The following is a 22,171-nucleotide window of genomic DNA, read 5'->3' on the forward strand; positions in this document are numbered from 1 at the left end:
TCATGCTGCCTTGAAGAAATTACCGCACTGCGCGATCTGCCGGCGCCGGTAACAACGCGCTGGTGAACAACACATCAGCCTTAGGCGTCTCTTTCAAATCGAAGGCGGCAACCACATCGGCGATGGCTTTGTTCAAACGTTGGGCGTCCACATCGCCCAAGCCGTTTTTCCTGGTCTCCGGCGTCACAACCAGTTGGCCAAACGCCAGCTCCAGGCGGCGGGTTTCCAGCGGCAGGTCAATCAATGAATCCTGCTGTTTGACAAATTTGGCTGCGCTGATGGGATCGGCGAGCGTTTCTTGCACGGCTTTATTAAAGGCACGCAAGAAGGCTTTGATGGTATCCGGGTGTTTTTCCAACATCTCTTTGCTGGCAATAATGGTGTTGCCGTACAGATCGACGCCATATTGCGCATACGGGAAGACAACCAGATCGTCCGCCTTGACCCCGCGCGCTTCCAGATTCAGCAAATTGGTAAAATAGAAACCGGAAATGGCATCGACGTTTTTACGTACCAGCAGGTTGGCGGTAACGGTAGGATCCGCGGATTGCCAGGTGACCGCATCCTTGTTTAGCCCCACTTTTCTTGCGAAAGCCGGCCAGGCTTTGCGCGCCGCATCGAATACAGGGGCAGCGATCGTTTTGCCCTGCAAATCTGCCGGCGTTTTCACCCCAGAACTTTTCAGCAGGAACACGGCGGCCGGAGTGACGTTATACAACATGTAAACACCTTTGATCCCAGTGCCGGGATGCAGAGATTCCTGTTCGATCAATGCGTTAAAATCAGCAAATGCCATGTCATAGGCACCCGTTGCCACACGGGTCACCGCCCCGGCGGAACCGTTGCCCGAGTCAATCTGTACGTCCAGCCCTTCCTGAGCGAAATAGCCCTTGGCCTTGGCCATTAAAAATGGGGCCGATGGGCCTTCAAAACGCCAATCGAGCGAAAATTTCACCTTGACGGGATCTGCCGCATAGGCCTGTGTGGCTAATACGGATAGAGACAGTAGCGCCGAACAACCCAATTTGTGCATTTTTGCGAATGTGGATGTCAACATCACGAATGTCCTCGATTTAGAAAGTCAATGTGTAACAGGATTAACCACGGTTTTTGTCGTCCGCCGATGAGCGCGGAGCAAGCTGATACAGGTCGCCAATCTGCTGATGAATATCCTCCATGCGTTGCATGCGTTGGCTTGCCTTCTCGGAACAACAGGCCGCCAGCTCGTTGCCGATAAAATTGACCATGCTGATGGCGGCGGTGTAGGAATCAAAAATATCGCTGTATTTTGCGGCGCAGGGGATGACCACATCAGCCAGCGCGCAGACGTCAGAAACAAGGGTGTTGCTGAGCACCACAATGCGCGCCTGATAATTTTTCGCCACCCGCACCAGGTGTGGGAGCAACTGGAACTGGCGAGGGAAATCCACGACGAACAGCACGTCCGTCGCGCGGATATCTGCCAGCACATCGGCAAATTTTGCAGCGGGATCGTTCACCAGTTGCACGTCATTCAATACGTGCGAAAACAGCGATTGAGCGTAGAAAGCAGGCGCATAGCTATTGCGAAAGCCCAGAACCCAAACGCGCCGCGCATCACGCAACAATTGCACCGCGCGTTCCAGCTCTTCTGACAGGCTATCGCGCTGCATGCCCGCCAGATTTTCGCGTTCCCGCTCAATATGAACATCAAGCCGTTCGTGTATCGTCATCGGGTGTGGCGTGCGCTGTTCCAGATTGGTGAGCGGCGAATAACCCATCGGTTCAATACCACGGCACTTCATACGAAATTGGTTGAAATCCTGAAAACCAAGGCGCCGAAATACGCGTGCAGCCGTGGATTTGGAAACACTAGCCAACTGTGCCAACTCCGTCGCGCTGTAACTCGCCAGCTGATACTGATGCGCAAGAATGACATCCACCAACTTCTTCTCCGCCGGCGATAAAGCGCCGTAGTTCAGGCGGATGGCGGTTTGTAACTCACTTAATACGCTTGTGTGTTCTTCTGGTGCGGATAGCGCGTTATTCATCATGCCCTCTGTCTACGTGATACTTAGCGTTTCGTGGTGCAATCTGTGCCACGAAATGGCACAAATGTTTTATTAATTAATAATCAAAGAAACACCTGTACCAACATTAAGCAAAGCGTGGGCCAAACCCATACTGACAAAAAGGATTTTTTTATTAACTTGATAAATAATGCTTTTATTCTTTTACGCGAAAGGAAAAATACGCATGGCGAAGCGGAAAGGAAGACAACAAAACAATTATGGTGCAAATTCCGCGCGCAGCGCACCACAATGAAGCTAAAGGAGCAGCGAGGAAACCACACTAAACCAAGCCATTTTACTGATTCCTGGCTAACGGCAACGTTTATCTGCGGGGATGAAGCGCCATGTCGCCGGAGGTTGATCGCTGAGATCTGTCTGGCCACACGGCGGCAAGTTGAAAGGCGAAAGCGTGGCGCGTATTGCTTTCCTGCGGCAAATTCTCGAAGAAGGCCGCGCCAAACGTTTGGCGCCGCTGCCATGGGACTGCCATTGGGATAGCTCAATCGTCATCAGCGAGGCAACTGGGGGCTGTTCTATTTTGGCGATATTGCCCAAGCTATAAAATGATGACTCTGCCGGCAGAAAACACGCAGTGGAAAGCTGGCATCATCGGCTCCTGGGCGATGACCATCACCCCGCTACCCGGCATTTTAAAAAGATAAAAATCATTCTTTGATCAGTGAACGGGCCGTTGGATAATCGGTTATCAAAACATCGATATAATCGCCCTGGAGCGCGCCGCGAATCGCGTTGCTTTTTTCCACGCCCCCGGCTAATGCAATCACATGTTGGCAACTGTGAATTTGCGCCAGCTCCATACCGATAACCGGATCTTCATCAGCGCTTAATACCGGTTTGCCGCTGGCATCGTAGTAATGTAAACAGATATCCCCTACCGCACCGCGTTCGGCCAGCAGTTGGAGCATCTCTTCGTTGTAGTAGTTACCGGAGTTTTTCAACAACTGCGAGGGTTCCAGCACCCCAATACCGACAATCGCCACATCCACTTGCGCAAATTTGTCCACCACGGCCGCCACATCCGGGCTATTAACCAGCCGGGTTCGTTCATCAACGGAATGTTCAATACTTTGCGAGGGCAGTAACCATGCCGGGCAAGCGAGATGCGCCGCCAGTTGCTGGGTGAGGATCGTTGCCTGAACGTTGCCGTTTGGCCCAACGCCGCCTAAAAGCTGAATAACCCCCGCCGCATGAATGTTCTGCGGGTGCATTTCATCCACCATGCAGCGAATCGTACCGCTCCAGGAGGAGATCCCAACCAGATCTTCCGGGCGTAAACGTGTTTCAACATAATGCGCAGCTGCACTGCCAATGGCACGCTTGATTTGCTCACTGCCGGCATTATCCCCCACGTCCACAACGACCGCCTGGCGAATCCCAAAGCGTTGTTCAATGGCTTTTTCCAGCTCGACAAATATGTTGGTCGGTTGTACGACGGTGATTTTCACCAGCCCTTCTTTCTGGCAACGCGTCAACGCTCTTGAGACAAAAGATTGCGACAGGTGCAGTAATGAAGCTATCTCCGACTGTTTTTTGTTCTCGCTGTAGTAAAGTGTGGCGATCTTCACCAGCAAACGCTGTTCATCCTGTTTCGACATGGCATTCCCCTTGGATTCATGTTTGTTATTTTTATTCATCGCTGAATAGATAACAAGCGCGTATCCCTTCCACCTCTTTATTCAAATGTGATCGTTTTCTCCTTTTTTAGAAAATTGCCGGTACAAGTCGTAGACAAACCCGGCAACAGAGCCTATCTTACCCCTATGAATAATAAATCAGTAGTGAATATATATTCAGAGCAATACGCAATCACCTGTTCTGTCAGCGTGTTAGCAATATCAGAACAGCCGAGGCTCTTTTTCACCCTGATTGAATATTTATTCATAACGGCATTTACATTCAAGAGGTGTTCTATGAATCCGTTTTCGCTCTCCATCGCGGCGTTAGAAAAGAAAGCACGATCGATCCGCCGCCGTATCATTGTGTTAAACGCTGAAAGCCCTGCCGGTGGGCACACTGGCGCAGACCTGTCGCAGGTTGAACTGCTTACTGCGCTCTACTTCCGCATCCTTAACTGCTCGCCGCAACTGCAAAACAGTGAAGAGCGGGATATTTACATCCAGTCCAAAGGGCATGCCGTGGGCGGTTATTATTGCGTTCTGGCAGAAGCAGGATTTATCCCAACAGATTGGCTCGCCACTTATCAGCATGCCGACTCGCACTTGCCGGGGCACCCGGTGCGCCACAAAACGCCGGGCATTGAATTAAATACCGGCGCATTGGGCCACGGGCTGCCCGTTGCAGTTGGTATCGCGCTGGCGGCCAAACGCGATAACAGCCAGCGCCGTGTCTTCGTCGTGACCGGCGATGGCGAACTGGCGGAAGGCAGCAACTGGGAAGCCGCGCTGGTCGCCGCCCATTATCAGTTGGATAACCTCATCATTATTAATGATAAAAATAACCTTCAGTTGGCAGGCCCAACCAAAGACATTATGAATACCGATCCGCTAGATGAAAAATGGCGCGCTTTTGGCATAGAAGTCACTGAATGTAAAGGGAATGATATGGCCGACGTGGTCAATACGCTGGAAGGTCTGCAACCCAATGGCAAGCCACACGTCATTATCGCGCATACCACCAAGGGCGCAGGCGTTTCCTTTATACAAGGGCGCCCCGAATGGCACCACCGCGTACCAAAAGGCGAAGAGATTGAACTGGCGCTGGAGGAACTGAAAGATGAGTAATAACGCACATCTCGCCGATGTCATGGTGAATGCATTTATTGATGCCGTTGAGCGCGGCGTGGATCTGGTGCCGGTAGTGGCCGATTCAACATCAACCGCCAAAATATCGCCGTTTATCAAGCAATATCCAGAGCGCCTGGTTAACGTCGGCATTGCCGAACAAGCGTTGGTCGGCACCGCCGCGGGGCTGGCGCTGGGCGGTAAAGTTGCCGTCACCTGTAATGCCGCGCCCTTTTTAATCTCCCGCGCCAACGAACAAATTAAAGTTGATGTCTGCTACAACAACACCAACGTAAAACTGTTTGGCCTCAACGCCGGCGCCAGCTACGGACCACTGGCCAGCACGCACCACAGTATTGATGATATTTCCGTCATGCGCGGCTTTGGCAACATTGAAATATACGCGCCGTCCAGCCCGCTGGAATGCCGGCAGATTATCGATTACGCGCTGGCGCACGTTGGCCCGGTATATATCCGTCTTGATGGGAAAGCGCTGCCTGAACTGCACGATGAAAACTACCAGTTTACGCCAGGCCAGATTGACGTCCTGCGCCAGGGCCACGATGTCGCATTGGTCGCCATGGGCTCAACCGTGCACGAAATCGTCACCGCGGCGGCACAACTGGCGGAGCACGGTATTGAAGCCACGGTGATCAATGTGCCTTCCATTCGCCCATGCAATACCGCGCAACTGCTGGAAATCCTCAAACCGCATCAGGCCGTGGTCAGCGTAGAAGAGCATAACATTAACGGCGGCGTCGGCAGCCTGGTAGCAGAAGTTCTTGCCGAGGCGGGTTGCGCAATTCCATTACGCCGCCTGGGCATTGCGAACGGCGGGTATGCCATCGCCGGCGATCGTGCGGCAACGCGCGCCCATCATGAAATAGATGCCGCCGGCATCGTGAAAAATGCCACCGCCCTGCTTCAGGCGCAGGCAAAAAAATAACAAGATTACCCGGTGACAATAGGTTCGGGTTTTGACCTCCAGCGAGCGTCTTGGCCTGCCGAGCAAGGCACCGTTGACAGGGCAATCATCCAAGGGCGAACGATTGAGGCGAGACAAACAGGGATGTTTGTCGTAACCGGGTCTCCGGCCCTGACAATTATACACAATCGCCACTGAATATATATTCATTAAAAACATCAAGGGCGACAGCCAGCGAAGCTGACTGACATTAACAATTCAAATATGATTTGGAGAAAACCTATGTCAGCTGTAAATAATATTATTATTGCCCTTGATGAGGGAACCACAAACGCCAAAGCCGTGGCCCTGGACGGCGAAGGTAACGTCTTGTGTAAATTCTCTCAGGCATTATCGATCCAAACCCCACGCGAAGGATGGATAGAGCAATCAGGAGAGATGCTGATCGCGGCATCAACGAAAGTCATTGCCCAGGCGATTGATTTTGTCGGTTCAGAAAGAGTGGCCGCACTGGCCATCAGCAACCAGCGTGAAACGGCCATTGGCTGGTATCGCGGCAATGGCAAGCCGCTAAACGCGGCAATAACCTGGCAATGTTCCAGAACCTCAGAGTATTGCGAGAGCATTCGTAAAGATCAGCTCGAAAAAAATATAAAATCCGCCACCGGCCTCCCCGTCGCCCCGCTATTTTCAGGTTCCAAGATGCGCTGGCTACTGGATTCGACACCGAATGGTTACTCGCTTGCCGCAAAAGGCGAAATTTGCCTTGGTACCATTGATGCCTGGCTACTCTGGAACTTGACCGGAGGGAAATCTTTTTACTGCGATTATTCTAACGCCTCAAGAACCCAGCTACTGAATATTCATACCGGTGAATGGGATCCTGAAATGCTCTCCATTTTTCAGATCCCGGAAGCTGCATTACCTGAAGTAAAACCCTCCAGCAGCCATTTTGGCGTTACCAAAGGATTAAGCGGCATTCCTGACAATATCCCCGTGCTTGCGATGATCGGCGATTCTCATGCCGCTTTATTTGGCCATGCCTTAGGGGAACTCGGTTGTGTTAAAGCCACCTATGGCACCGGTTCCTCTGTCATGGCGCCGGTTAAATCCGCTCAGTGTGATATTGATTCGCTTGCAACCACTATCGCCTGGCATGATGGCAATGAAATCGTCTATGGCCTTGAAGGCAATATCCCACATACTGGCGATGCCGTGGCATGGATGGCAGACAGCACGGGGTTAAGCGAACTCCCCGCCGATGAATTATCACACGAATTAAGCACGTTGCCGGCTTCCGTCGAATCGACGATGGGGGTCTATTTCGTTCCCGCGCTCACGGGCCTTGGGGCACCCTGGTGGGACGAGAACGCCAGGGGGTTAATTTGCGGCTTAAGCCGGGGGATAAAACGGGCGCATCTGATTCGCGCCGCACTGGAATCCATCACCTACCAAATTGCCGATGTCGTCATCGCGATGCGTCAGCATTCAGATTTTACCCTGAATGCACTGATGGTTGATGGCGGACCAACAAAAAATAACTGGTTAATGCAATACCAGGCAGATCTGCTCGGCTGCCCGGTAATGCGCAGCGATATTGCTGAACTTTCTGCCATTGGCGCCGCACTGTTGGCCAGAAAAGCCCTCGATGGTTCAACGTCTGACGAGCTTCGCCCTTTACTTTCTCAACATACTCAGTTCCGTCCGAATATGGAACGCCATGGGCGTTTACAAAAGCGCTGGCGTGAATGGCAGAACGCCGTGGAACGCACACTCTGGAAATCAGGATTAAATAAATAACACACAAAGGACATAAACATGATAGCTATAGCAGGATTCCCCGGAATACTCAGCGCCGCCCACACCTCATTATGCTGACCAATCAGCTGTGGCGCCGTCGCATAAATTCGGTTTGAGGTTGTATGAGCGTCGGAAGCGACGGTAATGGCATAACCTTGGCTGGCGCCGACTTTTATTGTCGTATCTAAACAATAATCCGTCGCGCAGCCGCAGATTACGAAGTTATTGGTGCCCAGTTGGCTAAGTATACATCTGTCAGTTTCGTGTTCCAGAAGGCATCACACGCCGTTTTATTAACATAAATCGCCCCATTCGGCTGTTCAAGCTCCGGCAAAATTTGCCATAACTCGCTGCCTTCGACCATTTCGCCTTCAATATGTTGAATAAATATCGTCCGACCCGCCGCTGCTATCAGCTGATTGATCAAATTAGCTTTACCTTCCCGGTCATGGCGCGGCGTAGCGAATACGCCGTTTTGCATATCAACAACGATCATAGCTTCATTTTATACGCTTTCCCATCCCCCCTCTGTCAGGATAGATGGCACCCCCTATCGAAAACACTAATGACAAGATGGGACCCGATCGTGAAACGTATTTCACCAGAACGTAAATCAGCCGCACTGGCTAAATTACTGCCGCCCTACAACATGACCGTCACCGCAGTTGCACAGATGGAAGGGATATCAGAAGCTACCCTCTATAACTGGCGTAACAAGGCGAAAACAGAGGGAATACCGGTGCCGGGTGCAGACAAAACCACAGACCAATGGTCAGCCGATGCCCGGCTGGCAGTGATTATCGAAACCGCCACACTCAGTGAAGCGGAACTGGCGCAATACTGCCGTAAGAAAGGGATTTATCCTGAGCAGATTAGTCAGTGGAAACAAGGATTTTTGCAGGTATCTTCGCCTAATGATAAAGCCGCGCTCAGACAAAGCCAGAAAGAAGTCAAGCAACTGAAACGCGAACTGGTTCGTAAGGAAAAGGCGCTGGCGGAGGCGGCAGCGATACTGGTGCTCCGAAAGCAGTTGCGGGACTTCTACGGGGAAACCGACGAGGACGACTGACATCCGGCACAGAGCGACAGGTCCTGGTGGGTTATGTGCGCGAAGCGATGGTGTCAGGCGCTCGGTTGTCGGTGTCGCTCACTGAAGCCGGATTAAGTGAACGGACATGGCGGCGTTGGCAAATCTCGATGGAGGACAAGCGTGCCAGCTCAGTCAGACCCTCGCCGGCGAACCGGCTAAGTGCGCAAGAAGAGCAACAGATACTGGCGGTGTGCCATCAACCCGCGTATGCCAGCCTGCCCCCGTCACAAATCGTGCCGGAGCTGGCTGATAACGGGATTTATCTGGCGAGTGAATCAACCTTCTACCGTGTGCTGCGTCGGCATGGAGAAGCGCATCGCAGGGGACGACAGCGAGCGGCACAGAAAGTCACCCCGGCAACGACCTGGCAGGCCAGTGGGCCGAATCAGGTGTGGACATGGGATATCACATGGCTCCCGTCAACCGTGAAGGGACGCTGGTTTTACCTGTATCTGGTGGAAGACCTCTTCAGCCGAAAAATCGTGGGATATGAAGTGCATGAAGCAGAAAGTGGCGAGCAGGCAGCCGCCCTGATACAGCGCACGGTACGTCGGGAAGGATGCTGGCAATGTCCGCCGGTGCTGCATGCGGATAATGGGGCGGCGATGAAGTCACAGACGTTGCAGATGAAGCTGCATGAGTTGGCAATAACGCCATCTCACAGCCGGCCAAGGGTCAGTAACGATAATGCCTATGTGGAGTCGCTGTTCAGGACGCTGAAATATGTGCCGCAGTGGCCGTCATCGGGGTTCGACAAGTTAGATGATGCGCGTGAATGGGTAGAGAGTTTTACCCGGTGGTATAACGAAACGCATCGACATAGCGGCATCAGGTATGTAACGCCAGGCCAACGGCACCGTGGTGAAGATGGCACGGTGCTGAAGAAGCGGGATGACGTGTACCAGATGGCAAAAGCGCAACGACCTGAACGCTGGTCTGGCAGGACACGGAACTGGCAACCGATAGGCGAGGTAATGTTGAATCCAGAGCGGGAAAAACAGGCAGCCTAAATTAACCGGGGGTGCCAACTATCTTGACACTTACCGCATCGGTTACACCCAAACAGAGAATCTATTTTATCCCCTTCCTACTTCAAGTTGCAGGTGTGTTCCACGTATGGCATTTGTTTGCCAGGCTACTGCCTAAAGCGGACCAGGCTCTACGCAATGCCGTGCAATTACTGAATGACGCATTCCCCGCTGAATCATAGATGAAACGTCAATATTTCAAACAGCCGGAAGCGGCAACGCCGCAGGATATTAGCGCCGCCTTAGCGGGTATTTTTGCGGTGCTGATAGCGTCTCTTTCTGCATTGAACAACAAGCTGGTCGACATTCTGTCGACCAGCTAAATTTTTAGCTACCTGGCGCTGGCAACCTGCAAAATTCATCGGTAAAACACCCCATCGTGAGCCCGCAGAATGAACGCCACCACCCTATTATTCCTTTTCGGGCAGATGCGCATCTGCTGCGACAAATCACTCACCGTTCGGGAGAAGACTCACATTATACAATGATAAATCAGTGCCTCGTATGGCCGTAACTCCAGTTTCTGAACAAGCAATTCTTGAGAACCCGCGTAGTTTGATAACAGAAGTTTTGCACTGTGTGTTAACAAGTGTTCAGGTAATATATAATTTACCTTATTCTCAGAGAAAGAGCAGATAACAACCAGCATCTCTTCCCTCAAAACCCTGATATAGCCGTAAACATCAGAATCCGTATCATTTATTAATTCATATCTGCCATCCACGACAACAGGATACGTTTTCCTGATTTTTATTAATTCCTTATAATGATAAAAAACAGAGTTTTCATCATTCAAAGCATCCTTGACATTGATAAACGCATTATCAGGAGAAAAATTTATCCAGGGTTCCCCGGTCGTAAAGCCCGCTTTTTCAGTAGCATCCCAAGGCATGGGGACGCGGGCATTGTCTCGTGATTTTAAATAAATTGCCTTTTTTATATAATCATCATCAAGACCGGCATTTTTAAACGATTCGTAAACAGATAATGTTTCAATGTCCTTATATTTTTCTATAGCGTCTATAGGAACATTACGCATTGCCAGCTCTTCCCCCTGGTAAATATAGGGAGTCCCTTTCATCATATGTAATAATGTCGCAAGCATCTTGGCCGACGCTGTTCTGAACTGCCCATCATTCCCAAATCGGGTTACCGCACGGGGCTGATCATGATTACTCCAGTACAATGAATTCCAACCAGCATCAAGCTTTTGTTGCCATTCAGTCATTGTGGCTCTGAGATCGCTCATTTTGAAACGAACATCAGAAAATTTTCCATATTTACCATAGTCCAGATGCATGTGGTCAAACTGGAAAATCATATTAAGCTCTTTACGCTCTGGTAAAGTGTATAATAACGCTTGTGTACTGTTTGTGTTAGGCGTCTCGCCAACAGTTATACAACTGTACTGACTCAATACTTCATGGTGCATTTCCTGTAGAAATTCATGGACACGTGGGCCATTGGACGCACCGGTGTAGTATGACTTACTATAGATGGCATCGCTGGGTGCGTCAGGATAATCGGGCCTTTTACTGATTAGACTGATTACGTCCATCCGGAAACCGTCAATACCCATATCCAGCCAGTACTTCATTATCCTGTAGACTTCTTTTCTTACTGCCGGATTTTCCCAGTTTAAGTCTGGTTGTTCTTTAGCAAAGAGATGCAGGTAATATTGATTCCGCTCGGGTACATATTCCCAAGCGGAACCGCCAAAAGTCGCACCCCAATTGGTGGGGGGAGACCCATCTTCTGCAGGGTCCTTCCATATATAAAAATCTGCGTACGGATTAGATTTGCTTTTTCTGGATTCCTGAAACCAATAATGCTGGTCACTGGTGTGATTGACTACCAGGTCCATGATGATTTTTATATTCAGGTCATGTGCAGCTTTTAGTAATTGCTTAAAAGTAGCCAACGAGCCAAAAATTGGATTGATATTATAATAATCAGAAATATCATAGCCATTATCAATGAGAGGTGACTCATAGATAGGGTTAAGCCAAATAACATCGGCACCTAATTCACTGATATAAGGTAACTTTTCAACCACCCCCGCTAAATCACCGATGCCATCACCATTTGAGTCTTTGAAGCTTTGAGGATATACCTGATATACAACGCATTGTTTCCACCAGCGCTCACTCATCATTCATCCCCTTCATCATTAGCAGGTGCTGTAGCGACAAAATCATTCACATAAATAAGTTGCTCCCTGGCCTCATTAACGGCCTCTCTGATTGCATCCCGGTCAATAAACCCCTCATTAAGGTCAAACAAAATTGACATAATAACCGGTAAGTTAACCCCGGTAATGATATGCAAGTTATCGTTGTTAAGATACCGGGCAAATGCTTGATTAACAGAGCCTCCTAACATATCTGTAAAGACAATGACTTCATCTTCCTGAAAGTTAACGTCCGCAAGTACAGATGAGATTTCTTCATCAATAGGCTTATTTGTTAAATACGCGGAAATAGCGATAATATCCGCAGTATCTGGCAGCACGTATTTTACCGTATCTTTCATGCCTTCAGCCAGCCGATGATGTGTGGCAATGATTATTTTCCTCATTTTCATCTTCTCTTTAAACTTTCAAAATGCCAAAATATGAGAGCAGTAACGCCACTCCAATCACAAGAAATATAATATTCATTATGCTGATTTTTTTAGATGATATTAGTTTAAATACAACTAATGTTAATGCCGCTGGGATAAGCGATGGCATAATCTTATCTAAGATTTCAGACTGAATCGGTAATGATATTTCTCCGGAAGTAAAGGTTAGCCCCACGTTAACTTTCACAACGGCTGGAATTAAGGCCCCAACGACCGTCAACCCCATTATTGATGCCGCTTCGGTAAATATAGTCAGCTTATTCCCTAAGGCGGTCACGAGCTTCAACCCGGAGCTATATCCGATATGAAATAGTTTGAAGCGGAACACAAGAAATATCATGTTGAGACAAAGCCAGATCACCGCACCAACCGGGCTGCCTTCCAGCCCCATATATGCAGCAATAGACCCCATAATCGTAGGGTACAAAACCCAAATGAGCGTATCGCCCACACCAGCCAGAGGCCCCATCATGCCGGTTTTAAAAGCCTGGACGGCATTTAAAGACGACCGCCCATCCTTTTCTTCCATAGCTAAACTTGCACCGAGTAAAAGGTTAGCCATCCAGGTGGTAGTGTTAAAGTATTTAAAATGATTATTCAGTGATGCAATATAATCTTCATCATTACGATGAATTTTTCTTAGTGCCTTTTGTAAACCATACACAACAGCAGGACCTTGCTGTGTCTGATAGTTGAATATATTGCACGCCATAAACATATATCTTAACGCAGCTTTGTTAATATCTTTTTTTGTTAAGACAATTTCTTTTCTTTCAGCACTTTCTGAATCTGAATTGCATTGACTATTCATCAAAGTCATCGCCTCCCTCTGCCGGAGTTGTCTTTAGATTAGCTGACTGTTGATCGGGTTCAGCCATTTTTTGAGTAAAGTAATAATATGCAAATGCAAAACCAAGTACCGAAATACCCAGTATCGGTAACTTCAGATACGCTGAGACAACAAACCCAATCAGCAGCATACTTAAATACTTTTTCACAGGCATTACCTGAAGAAGTAGCGCGATACCTACAACAGGCAATATATTCCCTGCGATCGACAACCCATCCGTAAACCATTGGGGAACGATTGATAAAACCATTCTGACGATCGTGTCACCAAAAATAACGCATAATGCAGCCGGGATGGCAGTAGATAATCCGAAGATTAACGGCCCTACCCAGAATATCATATTCATTTTATGATATTTTTTATTGTTGGCAGCTTTTTGGGCAGCATTTGCTACGTAGGTATTCAGCAACTTTGCCAGTACATCCAGTTGGATCCCCAACATACCCACGGGCACGCCTACAGCTAAAGCGATGGCCTTTGCTTCATCAATGTTGCTTGTGGATTTCATCGCCACATAAATGCCGACCAGCGTTGCCAGGCCCCAGTTTGGAACGGACGAACCTCCGATATTCGCCACACCCAACGACATCAATTGAAAAGTACCGCCAATCATCATGGCAGTTGTCATATCCCCCAGTATTAGGCCTGAAAAGAAAGAAACCATTATTGGGAACCAAGTGCTCAGGCATAACCCTTGTTGGTCGATAACAATCCAGAAAGCTAAAGCCACTATTAATACGGCCTGTATGATGTCCATTTACTCACCTTTGCTATTTAATATAGGCTTCTAATGGTTCTTCTGCATCATTTGGCACAAAATGAAAAGTTACCGGTATGCCAAGTGAAGATAACTTCTTCAAATCTTCGACTTCTTTAGGGCTGACGGAGACCATTTTCTTCAATGTGGTTTTACCCTCGCCATCAAATATAATACCTATATTAATTTTAGGAATTTTTACACCACCCTCAACCAGTCGCAATAATGTTTCAGGCGTGTTCACAATAAGAAATACGTTATGCCCATCATATTTCCCGCCTTTAAAATTATTTATCGCGGTGGTTGTATCTATAATTGACATATTGGTACCCACCGGTTTACTCATCCGCATAACTTCTTTTTGCGTTTCATCCTGGCTGATTTCGTCATCTACAACCATCAACCTTTTTGCTTTTGTAAAACCAGTCCATTGAGTCACAACGATGCCGTGAATCAAACGTTGATCAATTCTTGCCAGAACAACACTCATAATTTCCCCTTAGTAATCAATCTGTTTTCTTGTATTAATGCAAACTAATGCAATATCAATGCAACCGCTTGCATTGGATGATAATAGCTATCCAACCTTGGTAAAGTGAATTGTTTAAGGAATGTGATTTTACTCACATAAATGGTGGGTGGCTGATGCGTTTCAGTGTGGTAGAGACAAACAGGGTGTTTGGAGTGCGTTTTTGTATGTCATTGTTTTTATATGGTTATATGCTAACTTTACTTTTTTAATAAGTTTGTTAAGCTTGATCGTTTAACCCATTGTTGTTGAGCTGGATATCTTTTTAGGGGAACGATTTAAATGGCAATCACGATTAAGGATGTCGCGCTCAAGGCCGGTGTAGCCACATCGACAGTATCCAGAGTGATCAACGATAGCGCCAATATCTCAGAAAAAACGAAAGAAAGAGTTAACAGGATTATGCAGGATTTGGGTTACACCCCTAACTCAACGGCGCGAAGCTTAGGAAAAGGGAAAGCAAATGCCATTGCGATAATCTTGCCACCGTTAAAATCAAGAGAAGAAATGAGTATCCCTTTCTTTCTCGAGTTTATTGAATCAGTAAATACCGAGGCCCAGAAATTTGGGCTTTCAGTGGCTTTGGCCGTGTCAAAAAATTTTGATGAGCTGTTATTGAATGTAAAACGGATGCATGATCAAAAACAGGTTGACGGCTTTATTCTCTTTTATTCAAATATAGAGGATCCTGTCATTGAGTATTTGCACAAAAATAAATTCAATTTCACGTTGACAGGTATGCCATGTAAAAATGAAGACAGCATTACCTATGTTGATAATGATAACCAGTTATTAGGCAAGCATGCGACAGATTACCTCATAAAAAATGGTCATAAAAAAATCCTTTTCATCACAAACAGAATAAAAGAAAATGTTCATTTTGAACGATATTTTGGTTATCAAAAAGCCTTGCTGATGCAAGATCTTATCCCTTTTGATGCAATTGACATTGAAAAACCCCAAGATTTAGAAAACATTGGCAGTATTCTAAAGGAAACCAAAGCTACTGCTGTAGTTATTATTGAAGATCTCCTTGCGTTTAAAGTCATCAAGCATCTTGAATATATTGGTTACGCTGTCCCACAGAATATATCCGTCATTAGTTTTAACAATACAATATTCTCTACATTATCTCATCCATACATTACAACTATAGATATAAATGTTGATTTATTGGCGAAATATAGTTTGAAACATCTTGTGGAACAGATAAACGGAAAGAAATCTCATGGAATGAAATTCGTTGTGCCCCACCGGATTGTAGAGAATGAATCTGTTGCAAAATTATCAGATAATAAACAAGAAAAATAATCGGAGCGTTAATGTTATTTCTTGTACACTTTTAGCGCACGGGAATACCCCCGCCGGACGCTGCAGCAACCGGCAAAAGCGTTTACAACAAAACCTGCTATCAGGCCAGAAAATGCAGTGATTCCAGCGTCTGTTGCAACGCATCCCGCTCTTTGCCACTCAATGTTTGTAGCGGAAACGGCAGACACGGCATCGAAACAACCCCCAGGATCTCCGCCACCGTGGCGATCACCCGCAGGCTACCGTGGCGGCGATAATATGCCCACAATGGCGCCAACACCACATCCAGCTCATGCGTTTCACTCTCATCCTGGCGTAATGCCGCTTCTGTCAGGCGCAGGGCATAGTGCGGGAAAAGCCCCCCGAGCACGGAGTACCAAACATCACAACCAGCAATCAACCCTGCCGCAGATTGAGCATCGCCGCTGATCCCGATAGTGACACCGTCAGAAACGCGCGCTTTTAGCCTTCTGACGCGTTCCCTGGCCGCATCGCGATCGGCCGGGAGATCGCCGAGTTTGATCGAGCCGATAGCATTGAGCCTGGATAACGCAATCAGCAGCTCGTCCGTAAATTCAAACCGGGTCGTCGCCACATTGTCATAGATACAGAGCGGAACGGACAGTTCGCGGCTCACGCGCTCATACAGCGAGAAAACTTCATCATGGGTCAACGGTTGATAGGAAACCGGGGCCAGAAGAACGCCGCTCACGCCGGCTTTTTGAGCATCCTCCGCCAGCCTTAGCACCTCTTCCGCGCTGACACTGCCAATGCTGGTTATCACCGGGATCCCCGCTGCCGCGCTGACCGCCTGTTGCGTCGTATGAAATCGTTGCTCACGCGTCAGATAGGCATAGCTGCCCGTTGAGCCTAGCGCCCCAATGGAATCCACCCCGGCACCGGCCAGATTTTCGATCAGCGCAAGAAACGATTTTTCATCAACCTCACCACCGACCAACGGTGTGAGCGGAAAAGCACTAAGACCTTTAAACATCGTTGATTCCTGTAAAAGTAGCGGCGATGTGCCATTGTACGGCACGGTATGATAGGTGAGCTAACGCGCAAAGTTGCGCGATCCGATCACGCACAGAATAACGCCAAGCGTAATGGCAAGCATCAGGGGGCTGACGGTTTCGTGCAACAGCGTGGCGGACAATGCAAGCCCGAAGAACGGCTGCAGCAGTTGTAATTGGCCTACGGCGGCGATACCGCCGGCGGCAAGCCCTTTGTACCAGAAGATGAAACCGATCAGCATGCTGAAGATAGACACATAGCCCAACGCAAGCCATGCGGAAGTACCGATGGTGCTGAAAGACGCAGGCTGCGTGATAAACACGGCTATCAGCATAAATGGCAGCGAAATAATCAGCGCCCAACTGATGACCTGCCAACCGCCTAACTGGCGGGTCAGTTTGGCACCCTCGGCATAACCCAGACCACAGGCGATAACCGCCGCGAGCATCAACAGATCCCCCGTCAGTGAGACCGAGGCACTTTGCGAAAGTGCGAATCCCACCACCAGAAGGCTGCCAAGCACAGAAAACAGCCAGAAAGCCGCACGCGGGCGTTCTCCGCCGCGAAGCACGCCAAAGATCGCCGTCGTGAGCGGCAACAACCCCAGAAAGACAATGGAGTGTGCAGCGGTGATATGCTGCAACGCCATCGCCGTCAGCAATGGAAATCCAATGATCACGCCCAGTGAGACAATCAGCAGTGGGCCAATCTGCGCCGGATGCGGGCGCTTCTCGCGAAAACCAAAGATCAGCATGGCCGCAAGGACGCCAGCGATAGCGGCCCGCAGGAAAGTCAGAAAGAAGGGATCCATATCAAGTACGGCAATACGGGTTGCCGGCAGCGAACCGCTAAAAATCAGTACGCCCAGTAAACCATTAAGCCAACCGGATAGCGCCCCCGGCCCTGTTTTATCGACCACTGGATTAACCACGCTTACCTCACTGTATCTGTATGTCATGAAGATTTGAGCTATCAATGGGTCGATGTTAATCTGCTCAATCTAATACAATCAAATTATTGTCATGGATACATTTCATGAAGGCGCGCTACAAAGCCATCGTCGATAACTACGCGCAGGCCATCCGCTCTGGGCAGATTCAGGCAGGCACCCAGTTGCCCACCCACCGGCGGCTGGCGTGCGAAGCGCACATATCGCTGGCGACGGCGACCCGCGTCTATGCCGAGTTGGAAGCAATGGGGCTGGTCAGCGGCGAAACCGGGCGCGGAACGTTTGTCCGGGAAATTTCGCTGCCAATGGGGCACGGTGTGGATCAACACGCCGTAGCAACCGACGTATTGGATCTGAACTTCAACTACCCTTCCCTGCCCGGACAGGGGGAATTGCTGCGCGACGCTCTCCGGCAAGTCTCGACCGTGGGCGATATTGAATCACATCTCCGCTATCAGCCTCATGCCGGGCGGCAGGCGGAACGGGAGATTATCGCCCGTCATTTTGCCGGCAATGGCTTTGTGCCAAATGCCGAAAATGTACTGATCGTCAATGGTGCCCAGCACGGGCTTGCCATCACCGTGATGGGGCTTCTCAGCCCCGGCGATGTGGTGGCGGTTGATGCACTGACTTATCCCGGTTTTAAAGCGCTTGCAGCGCTCTATCATCTTGAGCTGATTGCCATCCCATACAACGCCGAAGGCCCGGATTTGGGTGCGCTCCGCCAGCTTTGTCTAAAACGCCATGTTCGTGCGCTTTACACCATGCCCACGCTGCACAATCCACTGGGCTGGGTGCTCAATCATGGGCAGCGGAAGGAACTGGCAAACATTGCCCGCCAGCATGATCTGCTCATCATAGAAGATGCTGCGTATGCGTATTTAATCGGGCGCCCACCCCCACCCGTGGCTTTTTATGCGCCGGAAAGAACCGTCTATGTCACCGGTTTTTCGAAAAATATCGCCACTGGATTACGTGTGGGTAGCGTGATCTGCCCAAATCAATATCGGCCGGCGCTTGAGCGGGCAATAAGGGCAACCACCTGGAATACGCCTTCCCTCATGACGGCCCTGGTCTGCGGTTGGATCCAGGATGGCACCGTGGCGCGGTTTGAAACGCTCAAAAGGCGCGACGCGCGCCGGCGCCAGGTTGTGGCGAGAGAAAGCCTCGGCGCACTCCCCTGTATCGCCCACCCGGTTTCGTATTTTCTTTGGCTCCCGCTCGCGGAAGACAGCAGAGCCGACCGCGTGGTTCGGGAATTAATGAACAGCCACATTTCAGTCTCGACCGCCGAGCCCTTCACTACCGCCGCGAACGTGCCGCAGGCGATACGGATTGCGCTGGGCTCCGTCTCCATCGACAACCTGCGCACGGCGCTTTTGCAGGTCAGACAGGCCATTGAGTTTGAGCAATACCGCTGATGCCGATGCGCCGTCACCGGTCGCGTAACGTAAAAAAGCCCATCGCCAACGTGGGGGAGCGGCTCATCAGGCGCTAATCAACGCGCCGGCCCAGTTGGCATAGCTGCCAGCGGCGGCCGTCGCTACTCAGCTCGCTGATACTCAGCGGATGAATATCAAGCCGTGCGAGCGCCTGAACCGGCGCGCCCAGCAAACCGACCGCTATGGCGCGGATCACGGCGGCGGGAACCACCGCGCAGTGCCGGCCGCCGGCATTCATCCGCTGCGCCAGCCACCTGTTGCAACGCGCGATCAGTTGCCCGGCCGACTCGCCGCCCGGCGGCGCGCCCCCCTCCAACCAGGCCGCAAAATGGTGGCTATCCTCGGCCATCACCTGCATCAACGGCAACCCCGCCCAGGTGCCGTAATCACAGTCCCTTAGGGCTTCGTCTACGTTGGCGTGCAACCCTAGCGCCTGGGCGGTTTGCCGGGCGGCCAACTGGGGCGCACACCACACCGCCTGATACGCCGCCTGCGGTAGATGCTGTATCTGCGGCGGCACCTGCGCCGCCAGCGGTTCATCCAGGGGAAACCGCGAACGCCTGGCCGCTGCGGTTTCCCCCTGGCATATCAGGGTCAATAATGTCGGCATCGCTTCAACCATGCCCGAAAGACATGCGCTGCCGGCGTGCTGGCAGCATGTTTTCGGCGAGCGCGCCAAACATCACACCGATCCCCGCCCACAGCACAAAACTAATGCCAATAGAGGACAGGCGGAAGCGCCAGAGCAAATCGGCTGAAAACGTCTCCGGCACATCATTTATCGCCGGCAACAGCGCGCAAGCCGCCAGCAACAAGATAACGCCGAGCAGGCAAGCCGACAGCGCCGCATTCCAACCGCCAAGGCGCGGAAGCAAGCGCCGGGCGCACCACGCAGAAACGGCAATAATGCCGACGGATACCAGCAGCATGATGAAGTAGAGCGCCGTGCGATAACCAATGGTGTCGGGGTTTCCGACCGCCGGCGGATTAGGCGGATACTTAATCCCCGGCATCACGCTCAACGCCAGAAAGCCCCCCAGGGCTAACAGCAACGCCAGCGTGCGTGGGCCAAATGGCCCAACGCGCTGATAGCTGAACGCCCAGACCAGCGCCAGCCCACCGCCCAGCGCCGCGCCCATCAGCATCATCCCCGCCAGCAAGCCCACCCCGGACTGCGTCTGGCGGCTGAACGCTTCTCCATCACCTTCGCTATCGTCGCCATGGCTATGACTATGGGCATGGGCATGTGCGTCACCGCCATGGGCATGCCCACCGCCATGCTCTTCAAACGCGATAGCGCGCTCCACTTGCGGTTCCGCAAAATGATGGGCAAAAACAAAGGTGATGGCGCCGGCCACAATGCCGGCAATCATCCCCCTGAATAATAACTTTCCAATCATGGCGCACTCCTCAGTGGCAAGGGAAACCCAGTAAATGGCGCGCATCGTGGAAAAACTCATGCACCTGCGTACCGGAAAACATCGATGTCGCCCCTTGTTCCGCGCCAACGAAATAAATCGCCAGCAGCACCAGCAACGTGGCGAAAAGCGCCCAAGGCGCCAGTTCAGCGACAGGGATCGGCTCATACTGCACATCAGAAACCATTGTCATATTACTCATCTTATTTCCCCTTGATGTTTGTGTATAAAACAGCCAGTTTCCCGGAGTACACAGGATTACCGGGATTATTGAAGGCAAAAAAAAACCCCTAAGCTCTTATGAGCTACAGGGGCATCTTTGCCATGTTCATGTCTTTATTTCGTGCTGTTACTGCCGCCAGAATGCATACACCAATCAACAGGGAAGCTTCTGCCAACGCTGTTACAAAGCAATAACAATGCCATGATTAACCCGTTTAGAATTAGCCATGAAAAAACAAAATGTTAACCAATGCGCATTCATTATTAACAAGATAACGCATCGAGGAACACTGCCGGCAAGCGCGTTTTTAGTGCAACCGATTCCCTCTGATGGAGCATAAATGGTGCGCAGGGTGAAAACAGCAGTAAAGCTGGCCGGTACCCCTGTCGCCTGCGGCGGCGATAATTTACTATAAGTACAGCGTCAGTTTCCCTGAAACCGGCTTAAATTCGCCATCAATAACCCTCATTGCAACAGGGTTTACAAGGAGTTTATCCATGAGCATCGATCAAGTATTGCGCACCCGCTACGCCAGCAAACTTTACGATGAAACGAAAACGCTCACTGCGGAGCAGGAACAACAGCTTTTTGATTTATTGCGCTATAGCCCGTCTTCGGTGAATTCGCAGCCCTGGCATTTCTTCGCTCTGGTATCCGACGAAGCGAAAGAGAAAATTTTGCCTGCCGTCACCGAAGCGAACCACAACAAGATCAAAAAATCCGCTATGGTGGTGGTTTTCACTACCCATACGAAAATAACCGAAGCGCATCTGAAAAACCTTCTGGCACAAGAGAAACAGGACGGACGCTTTGCCAGTGAAGAACAGGAGCAAAATCAGGATAAAGGCCGCCGCTATTTTGTAAACCGTAACAGCAATACCCCGGAGCAACAGCGTGACTGGATGGCTCGCCAGGCATATATTTCCCTGGGCTTCCTGCTGCTGGGTGCGGCAAGCATGGGGCTGGATGCGACGCCGATCGAAGGGTTCTTCGCCGATAAACTGGACTCTGCACTGGGGCTGGAAGAAAAGCAGTTGACCAGCGTGGTGCTTGCCGCGGTGGGTTACCATGACGGCAATGATTTTAATGCAAAATTACCAAAATCACGTCTTGCACAAGAGCAGGTGATTACGCGCCTGTAATCGCCCCTCTTGAATATAAACAAAGCCGCAGCAACGACGCTGCGGCGGGCACAGTTATTCATATTTACTCCAGCCAAGATTAAATTATCGCCAATAATATGTAATTTTTCGTCTCATCATTACGTTTTTCATCAACACATGAAACAAAGCATGTTTTTTTAAAATTAAAAACAAAATAGTAGCGAGCAACAATTGTCATATATCTTTTACACAGACGCATGCCGTTACTTAATTATTTCGATTTTTTTACACTTCAAT

Annotated in this window: 22 protein-coding genes and 1 pseudogene; 9 read left to right on the forward strand and 14 right to left on the reverse strand. The window is 50.1% G+C overall.

Going from position 1 to position 22,171, the window contains the following annotated elements; all coding sequences use genetic code 11:
- Window positions 1-19: 19 nt before the first annotated feature.
- Together ACN28Q_RS02195 and ACN28Q_RS02200 are read right to left on the reverse strand one after the other, a co-directional pair.
- A complete protein-coding gene (locus ACN28Q_RS02195) occupies window positions 20-1,057 on the reverse strand; it encodes an ABC transporter substrate-binding protein (RefSeq protein WP_095844832.1) in 1,038 nt (345 codons plus the stop codon).
- A 40-nt stretch (window positions 1,058-1,097) separates the two neighbouring features.
- Entirely contained in the window at window positions 1,098-2,033 is a 936-nt protein-coding gene (locus tag ACN28Q_RS02200; RefSeq protein WP_095844833.1) for a MurR/RpiR family transcriptional regulator, read from the reverse strand.
- 427 nt (window positions 2,034-2,460) lie between these two features.
- On the opposite strand from ACN28Q_RS02200, the gene ACN28Q_RS02205 reads away from it, so the two are divergent.
- The gene (locus tag ACN28Q_RS02205; protein WP_165906997.1) at window positions 2,461-2,613 is read left to right on the forward strand and encodes a hypothetical protein; all 153 of its coding nucleotides are present in this window, start codon (window positions 2,461-2,463) and stop codon (window positions 2,611-2,613) included.
- 103 nt (window positions 2,614-2,716) lie between these two features.
- Here the strand turns inward: ACN28Q_RS02205 and ACN28Q_RS02210 are convergent, their stop codons facing one another.
- A complete protein-coding gene (locus tag ACN28Q_RS02210; RefSeq protein WP_095848873.1) occupies window positions 2,717-3,667 on the reverse strand; it encodes a sugar-binding transcriptional regulator in 951 nt (316 codons plus the stop codon).
- A 315-nt stretch (window positions 3,668-3,982) separates the two neighbouring features.
- On the opposite strand from ACN28Q_RS02210, the gene ACN28Q_RS02215 reads away from it, so the two are divergent.
- The 3 genes from ACN28Q_RS02215 to ACN28Q_RS02225 all read left to right on the forward strand — a co-directional run bounded on the left by ACN28Q_RS02215 (window position 3,983) and on the right by ACN28Q_RS02225 (window position 7,538).
- Window positions 3,983-4,813 (forward strand): transketolase, encoded by an 831-nt coding sequence (locus ACN28Q_RS02215; RefSeq protein WP_095844834.1) that lies wholly within the window; start codon window positions 3,983-3,985, stop codon window positions 4,811-4,813.
- Window positions 4,806-5,759 (forward strand): transketolase family protein, encoded by a 954-nt coding sequence (locus tag ACN28Q_RS02220; RefSeq protein ID WP_095844835.1) that lies wholly within the window; start codon window positions 4,806-4,808, stop codon window positions 5,757-5,759. The genes ACN28Q_RS02215 and ACN28Q_RS02220 overlap by 8 nt, the downstream gene beginning before the upstream one ends.
- A 261-nt stretch (window positions 5,760-6,020) precedes the next feature.
- Entirely contained in the window at window positions 6,021-7,538 is a 1,518-nt protein-coding gene (locus ACN28Q_RS02225; RefSeq protein ID WP_095844836.1) for an FGGY family carbohydrate kinase, read from the forward strand.
- Window positions 7,539-7,573: 35 nt separating this feature from the next.
- On the opposite strand, the pseudogene ACN28Q_RS02230 reads toward ACN28Q_RS02225, so the two are convergent.
- Window positions 7,574-8,034, reverse strand: a pseudogene (locus ACN28Q_RS02230) (isochorismatase family protein); the annotation flags it as partial.
- Between the two features lie 90 nt (window positions 8,035-8,124).
- On the opposite strand from ACN28Q_RS02230, the gene ACN28Q_RS02235 reads away from it, so the two are divergent.
- Window positions 8,125-9,638 (forward strand): IS3 family transposase gene (locus ACN28Q_RS02235; protein WP_418251455.1). Its coding sequence is split into 2 segments (ribosomal slippage): window positions 8,125-8,575 and window positions 8,575-9,638, totalling 1,515 coding nucleotides; the frame shifts between segments, so codons are not numbered across the junction.
- Between the two features lie 200 nt (window positions 9,639-9,838).
- Window positions 9,839-9,979, forward strand: coding sequence for a hypothetical protein (locus tag ACN28Q_RS02240; protein WP_165907009.1), 141 nt, complete (start codon window positions 9,839-9,841; stop codon window positions 9,977-9,979).
- Window positions 9,980-10,128: 149 nt separating this feature from the next.
- Here the strand turns inward: ACN28Q_RS02240 and ACN28Q_RS02245 are convergent, their stop codons facing one another.
- The 5 genes from ACN28Q_RS02245 to ACN28Q_RS02265 are packed head-to-tail and all read right to left on the reverse strand — an operon-like array spanning window position 10,129 to window position 14,375.
- The gene (locus ACN28Q_RS02245) at window positions 10,129-11,811 is read right to left on the reverse strand and encodes an alpha-glucosidase (protein WP_269467119.1); all 1,683 of its coding nucleotides are present in this window, start codon (window positions 11,809-11,811) and stop codon (window positions 10,129-10,131) included.
- Window positions 11,808-12,233: a PTS sugar transporter subunit IIA gene (locus tag ACN28Q_RS02250; protein WP_095844838.1), complete on the reverse strand. Its 426-nt coding sequence runs from the start codon at window positions 12,231-12,233 to the stop codon at window positions 11,808-11,810. Before ACN28Q_RS02250 ends, ACN28Q_RS02245 begins: the two co-directional genes overlap by 4 nt.
- 13 nt (window positions 12,234-12,246) lie before the next feature.
- Complete coding sequence (locus ACN28Q_RS02255) at window positions 12,247-13,098, reverse strand: PTS system mannose/fructose/sorbose family transporter subunit IID (RefSeq protein ID WP_165907010.1); 852 nt, start codon at window positions 13,096-13,098, stop codon at window positions 12,247-12,249.
- On the reverse strand, window positions 13,082-13,885 hold the full coding sequence (locus ACN28Q_RS02260) for a PTS mannose/fructose/sorbose/N-acetylgalactosamine transporter subunit IIC (RefSeq protein ID WP_095844840.1): 804 nt from the start codon (window positions 13,883-13,885) through the stop codon (window positions 13,082-13,084). The genes ACN28Q_RS02255 and ACN28Q_RS02260 overlap by 17 nt, the downstream gene beginning before the upstream one ends.
- Before the next feature lie 13 nt (window positions 13,886-13,898).
- A complete protein-coding gene (locus ACN28Q_RS02265; protein WP_095844841.1) occupies window positions 13,899-14,375 on the reverse strand; it encodes a PTS sugar transporter subunit IIB in 477 nt (158 codons plus the stop codon).
- A 321-nt stretch (window positions 14,376-14,696) separates the two neighbouring features.
- Here ACN28Q_RS02265 and ACN28Q_RS02270 point away from each other — a divergent pair, with 321 nt between their 5' ends.
- The gene (locus ACN28Q_RS02270; RefSeq protein ID WP_095844842.1) at window positions 14,697-15,725 is read left to right on the forward strand and encodes a LacI family DNA-binding transcriptional regulator; all 1,029 of its coding nucleotides are present in this window, start codon (window positions 14,697-14,699) and stop codon (window positions 15,723-15,725) included.
- A gap of 100 nt (window positions 15,726-15,825) precedes the next feature.
- Here ACN28Q_RS02270 and ACN28Q_RS02275 read toward each other — a convergent pair whose 3' ends face one another.
- Window positions 15,826-16,719, reverse strand: a complete 894-nt coding sequence (locus ACN28Q_RS02275; RefSeq protein ID WP_095844843.1) for a dihydrodipicolinate synthase family protein — start codon at window positions 16,717-16,719, stop codon at window positions 15,826-15,828.
- 60 nt (window positions 16,720-16,779) lie between these two features.
- Window positions 16,780-17,697, reverse strand: coding sequence for a DMT family transporter (locus ACN28Q_RS02280; RefSeq protein ID WP_413541187.1), 918 nt, complete (start codon window positions 17,695-17,697; stop codon window positions 16,780-16,782).
- Window positions 17,698-17,774: 77 nt separating this feature from the next.
- Between ACN28Q_RS02280 and ACN28Q_RS02285 the strand changes: the two genes are divergently transcribed.
- Complete coding sequence (locus tag ACN28Q_RS02285; RefSeq protein ID WP_095844845.1) at window positions 17,775-19,109, forward strand: aminotransferase-like domain-containing protein; 1,335 nt, start codon at window positions 17,775-17,777, stop codon at window positions 19,107-19,109.
- Window positions 19,110-19,182: 73 nt separating this feature from the next.
- Here ACN28Q_RS02285 and ACN28Q_RS02290 read toward each other — a convergent pair whose 3' ends face one another.
- From ACN28Q_RS02290 to ACN28Q_RS02300, 3 genes are read right to left on the reverse strand one after another with little or no spacing between them, the layout of a single operon-like run.
- The gene (locus tag ACN28Q_RS02290) at window positions 19,183-19,740 is read right to left on the reverse strand and encodes a histidine phosphatase family protein (RefSeq protein WP_095848875.1); all 558 of its coding nucleotides are present in this window, start codon (window positions 19,738-19,740) and stop codon (window positions 19,183-19,185) included.
- 4 nt (window positions 19,741-19,744) lie between these two features.
- Complete coding sequence (locus ACN28Q_RS02295; protein WP_095844846.1) at window positions 19,745-20,530, reverse strand: CbtA family protein; 786 nt, start codon at window positions 20,528-20,530, stop codon at window positions 19,745-19,747.
- Between the two features lie 10 nt (window positions 20,531-20,540).
- A complete protein-coding gene (locus tag ACN28Q_RS02300) occupies window positions 20,541-20,750 on the reverse strand; it encodes a CbtB domain-containing protein (RefSeq protein WP_095844847.1) in 210 nt (69 codons plus the stop codon).
- Between the two features lie 518 nt (window positions 20,751-21,268).
- On the opposite strand from ACN28Q_RS02300, the gene nfsB reads away from it, so the two are divergent.
- Window positions 21,269-21,913 carry an oxygen-insensitive NAD(P)H nitroreductase gene (nfsB, locus tag ACN28Q_RS02305; protein ID WP_095844848.1) on the forward strand — a complete coding sequence of 215 codons (645 nt, stop codon included), beginning with the start codon at window positions 21,269-21,271 and terminating at the stop codon, window positions 21,911-21,913.
- The last annotated feature ends 258 nt before the right edge of the window (window positions 21,914-22,171 follow it).

Source organism: Gibbsiella quercinecans (assembly GCF_002291425.1).
Taxonomy (GTDB): domain Bacteria; phylum Pseudomonadota; class Gammaproteobacteria; order Enterobacterales; family Enterobacteriaceae; genus Gibbsiella; species Gibbsiella quercinecans.

Excerpts from the sequence above, each read along its gene's own strand:
- ACN28Q_RS02195 (WP_095844832.1), bottom strand. The coding sequence starts at position 1,057 with ATGTTGACATCCACATTCGCAAAAATGCACAAATTGGGTTGTTCGGCG.
- ACN28Q_RS02200 (WP_095844833.1), bottom strand. The coding sequence starts at position 2,033 with ATGATGAATAACGCGCTATCCGCACCAGAAGAACACACAAGCGTATTA.
- ACN28Q_RS02210 (WP_095848873.1), bottom strand. The coding sequence starts at position 3,667 with ATGTCGAAACAGGATGAACAGCGTTTGCTGGTGAAGATCGCCACACTT.
- ACN28Q_RS02215 (WP_095844834.1), top strand. The coding sequence starts at position 3,983 with ATGAATCCGTTTTCGCTCTCCATCGCGGCGTTAGAAAAGAAAGCACGA.
- ACN28Q_RS02220 (WP_095844835.1), top strand. The coding sequence starts at position 4,806 with ATGAGTAATAACGCACATCTCGCCGATGTCATGGTGAATGCATTTATT.
- ACN28Q_RS02225 (WP_095844836.1), top strand. The coding sequence starts at position 6,021 with ATGTCAGCTGTAAATAATATTATTATTGCCCTTGATGAGGGAACCACA.
- ACN28Q_RS02240 (WP_165907009.1), top strand. The coding sequence starts at position 9,839 with ATGAAACGTCAATATTTCAAACAGCCGGAAGCGGCAACGCCGCAGGAT.
- ACN28Q_RS02245 (WP_269467119.1), bottom strand. The coding sequence starts at position 11,811 with ATGATGAGTGAGCGCTGGTGGAAACAATGCGTTGTATATCAGGTATAT.
- ACN28Q_RS02250 (WP_095844838.1), bottom strand. The coding sequence starts at position 12,233 with ATGAGGAAAATAATCATTGCCACACATCATCGGCTGGCTGAAGGCATG.
- ACN28Q_RS02255 (WP_165907010.1), bottom strand. The coding sequence starts at position 13,098 with ATGACTTTGATGAATAGTCAATGCAATTCAGATTCAGAAAGTGCTGAA.
- ACN28Q_RS02260 (WP_095844840.1), bottom strand. The coding sequence starts at position 13,885 with ATGGACATCATACAGGCCGTATTAATAGTGGCTTTAGCTTTCTGGATT.
- ACN28Q_RS02265 (WP_095844841.1), bottom strand. The coding sequence starts at position 14,375 with ATGAGTGTTGTTCTGGCAAGAATTGATCAACGTTTGATTCACGGCATC.
- ACN28Q_RS02270 (WP_095844842.1), top strand. The coding sequence starts at position 14,697 with ATGGCAATCACGATTAAGGATGTCGCGCTCAAGGCCGGTGTAGCCACA.
- ACN28Q_RS02275 (WP_095844843.1), bottom strand. The coding sequence starts at position 16,719 with ATGTTTAAAGGTCTTAGTGCTTTTCCGCTCACACCGTTGGTCGGTGGT.
- ACN28Q_RS02280 (WP_413541187.1), bottom strand. The coding sequence starts at position 17,697 with ATGACATACAGATACAGTGAGGTAAGCGTGGTTAATCCAGTGGTCGAT.
- ACN28Q_RS02285 (WP_095844845.1), top strand. The coding sequence starts at position 17,775 with ATGAAGGCGCGCTACAAAGCCATCGTCGATAACTACGCGCAGGCCATC.
- ACN28Q_RS02290 (WP_095848875.1), bottom strand. The coding sequence starts at position 19,740 with ATGCCGACATTATTGACCCTGATATGCCAGGGGGAAACCGCAGCGGCC.
- ACN28Q_RS02295 (WP_095844846.1), bottom strand. The coding sequence starts at position 20,530 with ATGATTGGAAAGTTATTATTCAGGGGGATGATTGCCGGCATTGTGGCC.
- ACN28Q_RS02300 (WP_095844847.1), bottom strand. The coding sequence starts at position 20,750 with ATGAGTAATATGACAATGGTTTCTGATGTGCAGTATGAGCCGATCCCT.
- nfsB (WP_095844848.1), top strand. The coding sequence starts at position 21,269 with ATGAGCATCGATCAAGTATTGCGCACCCGCTACGCCAGCAAACTTTAC.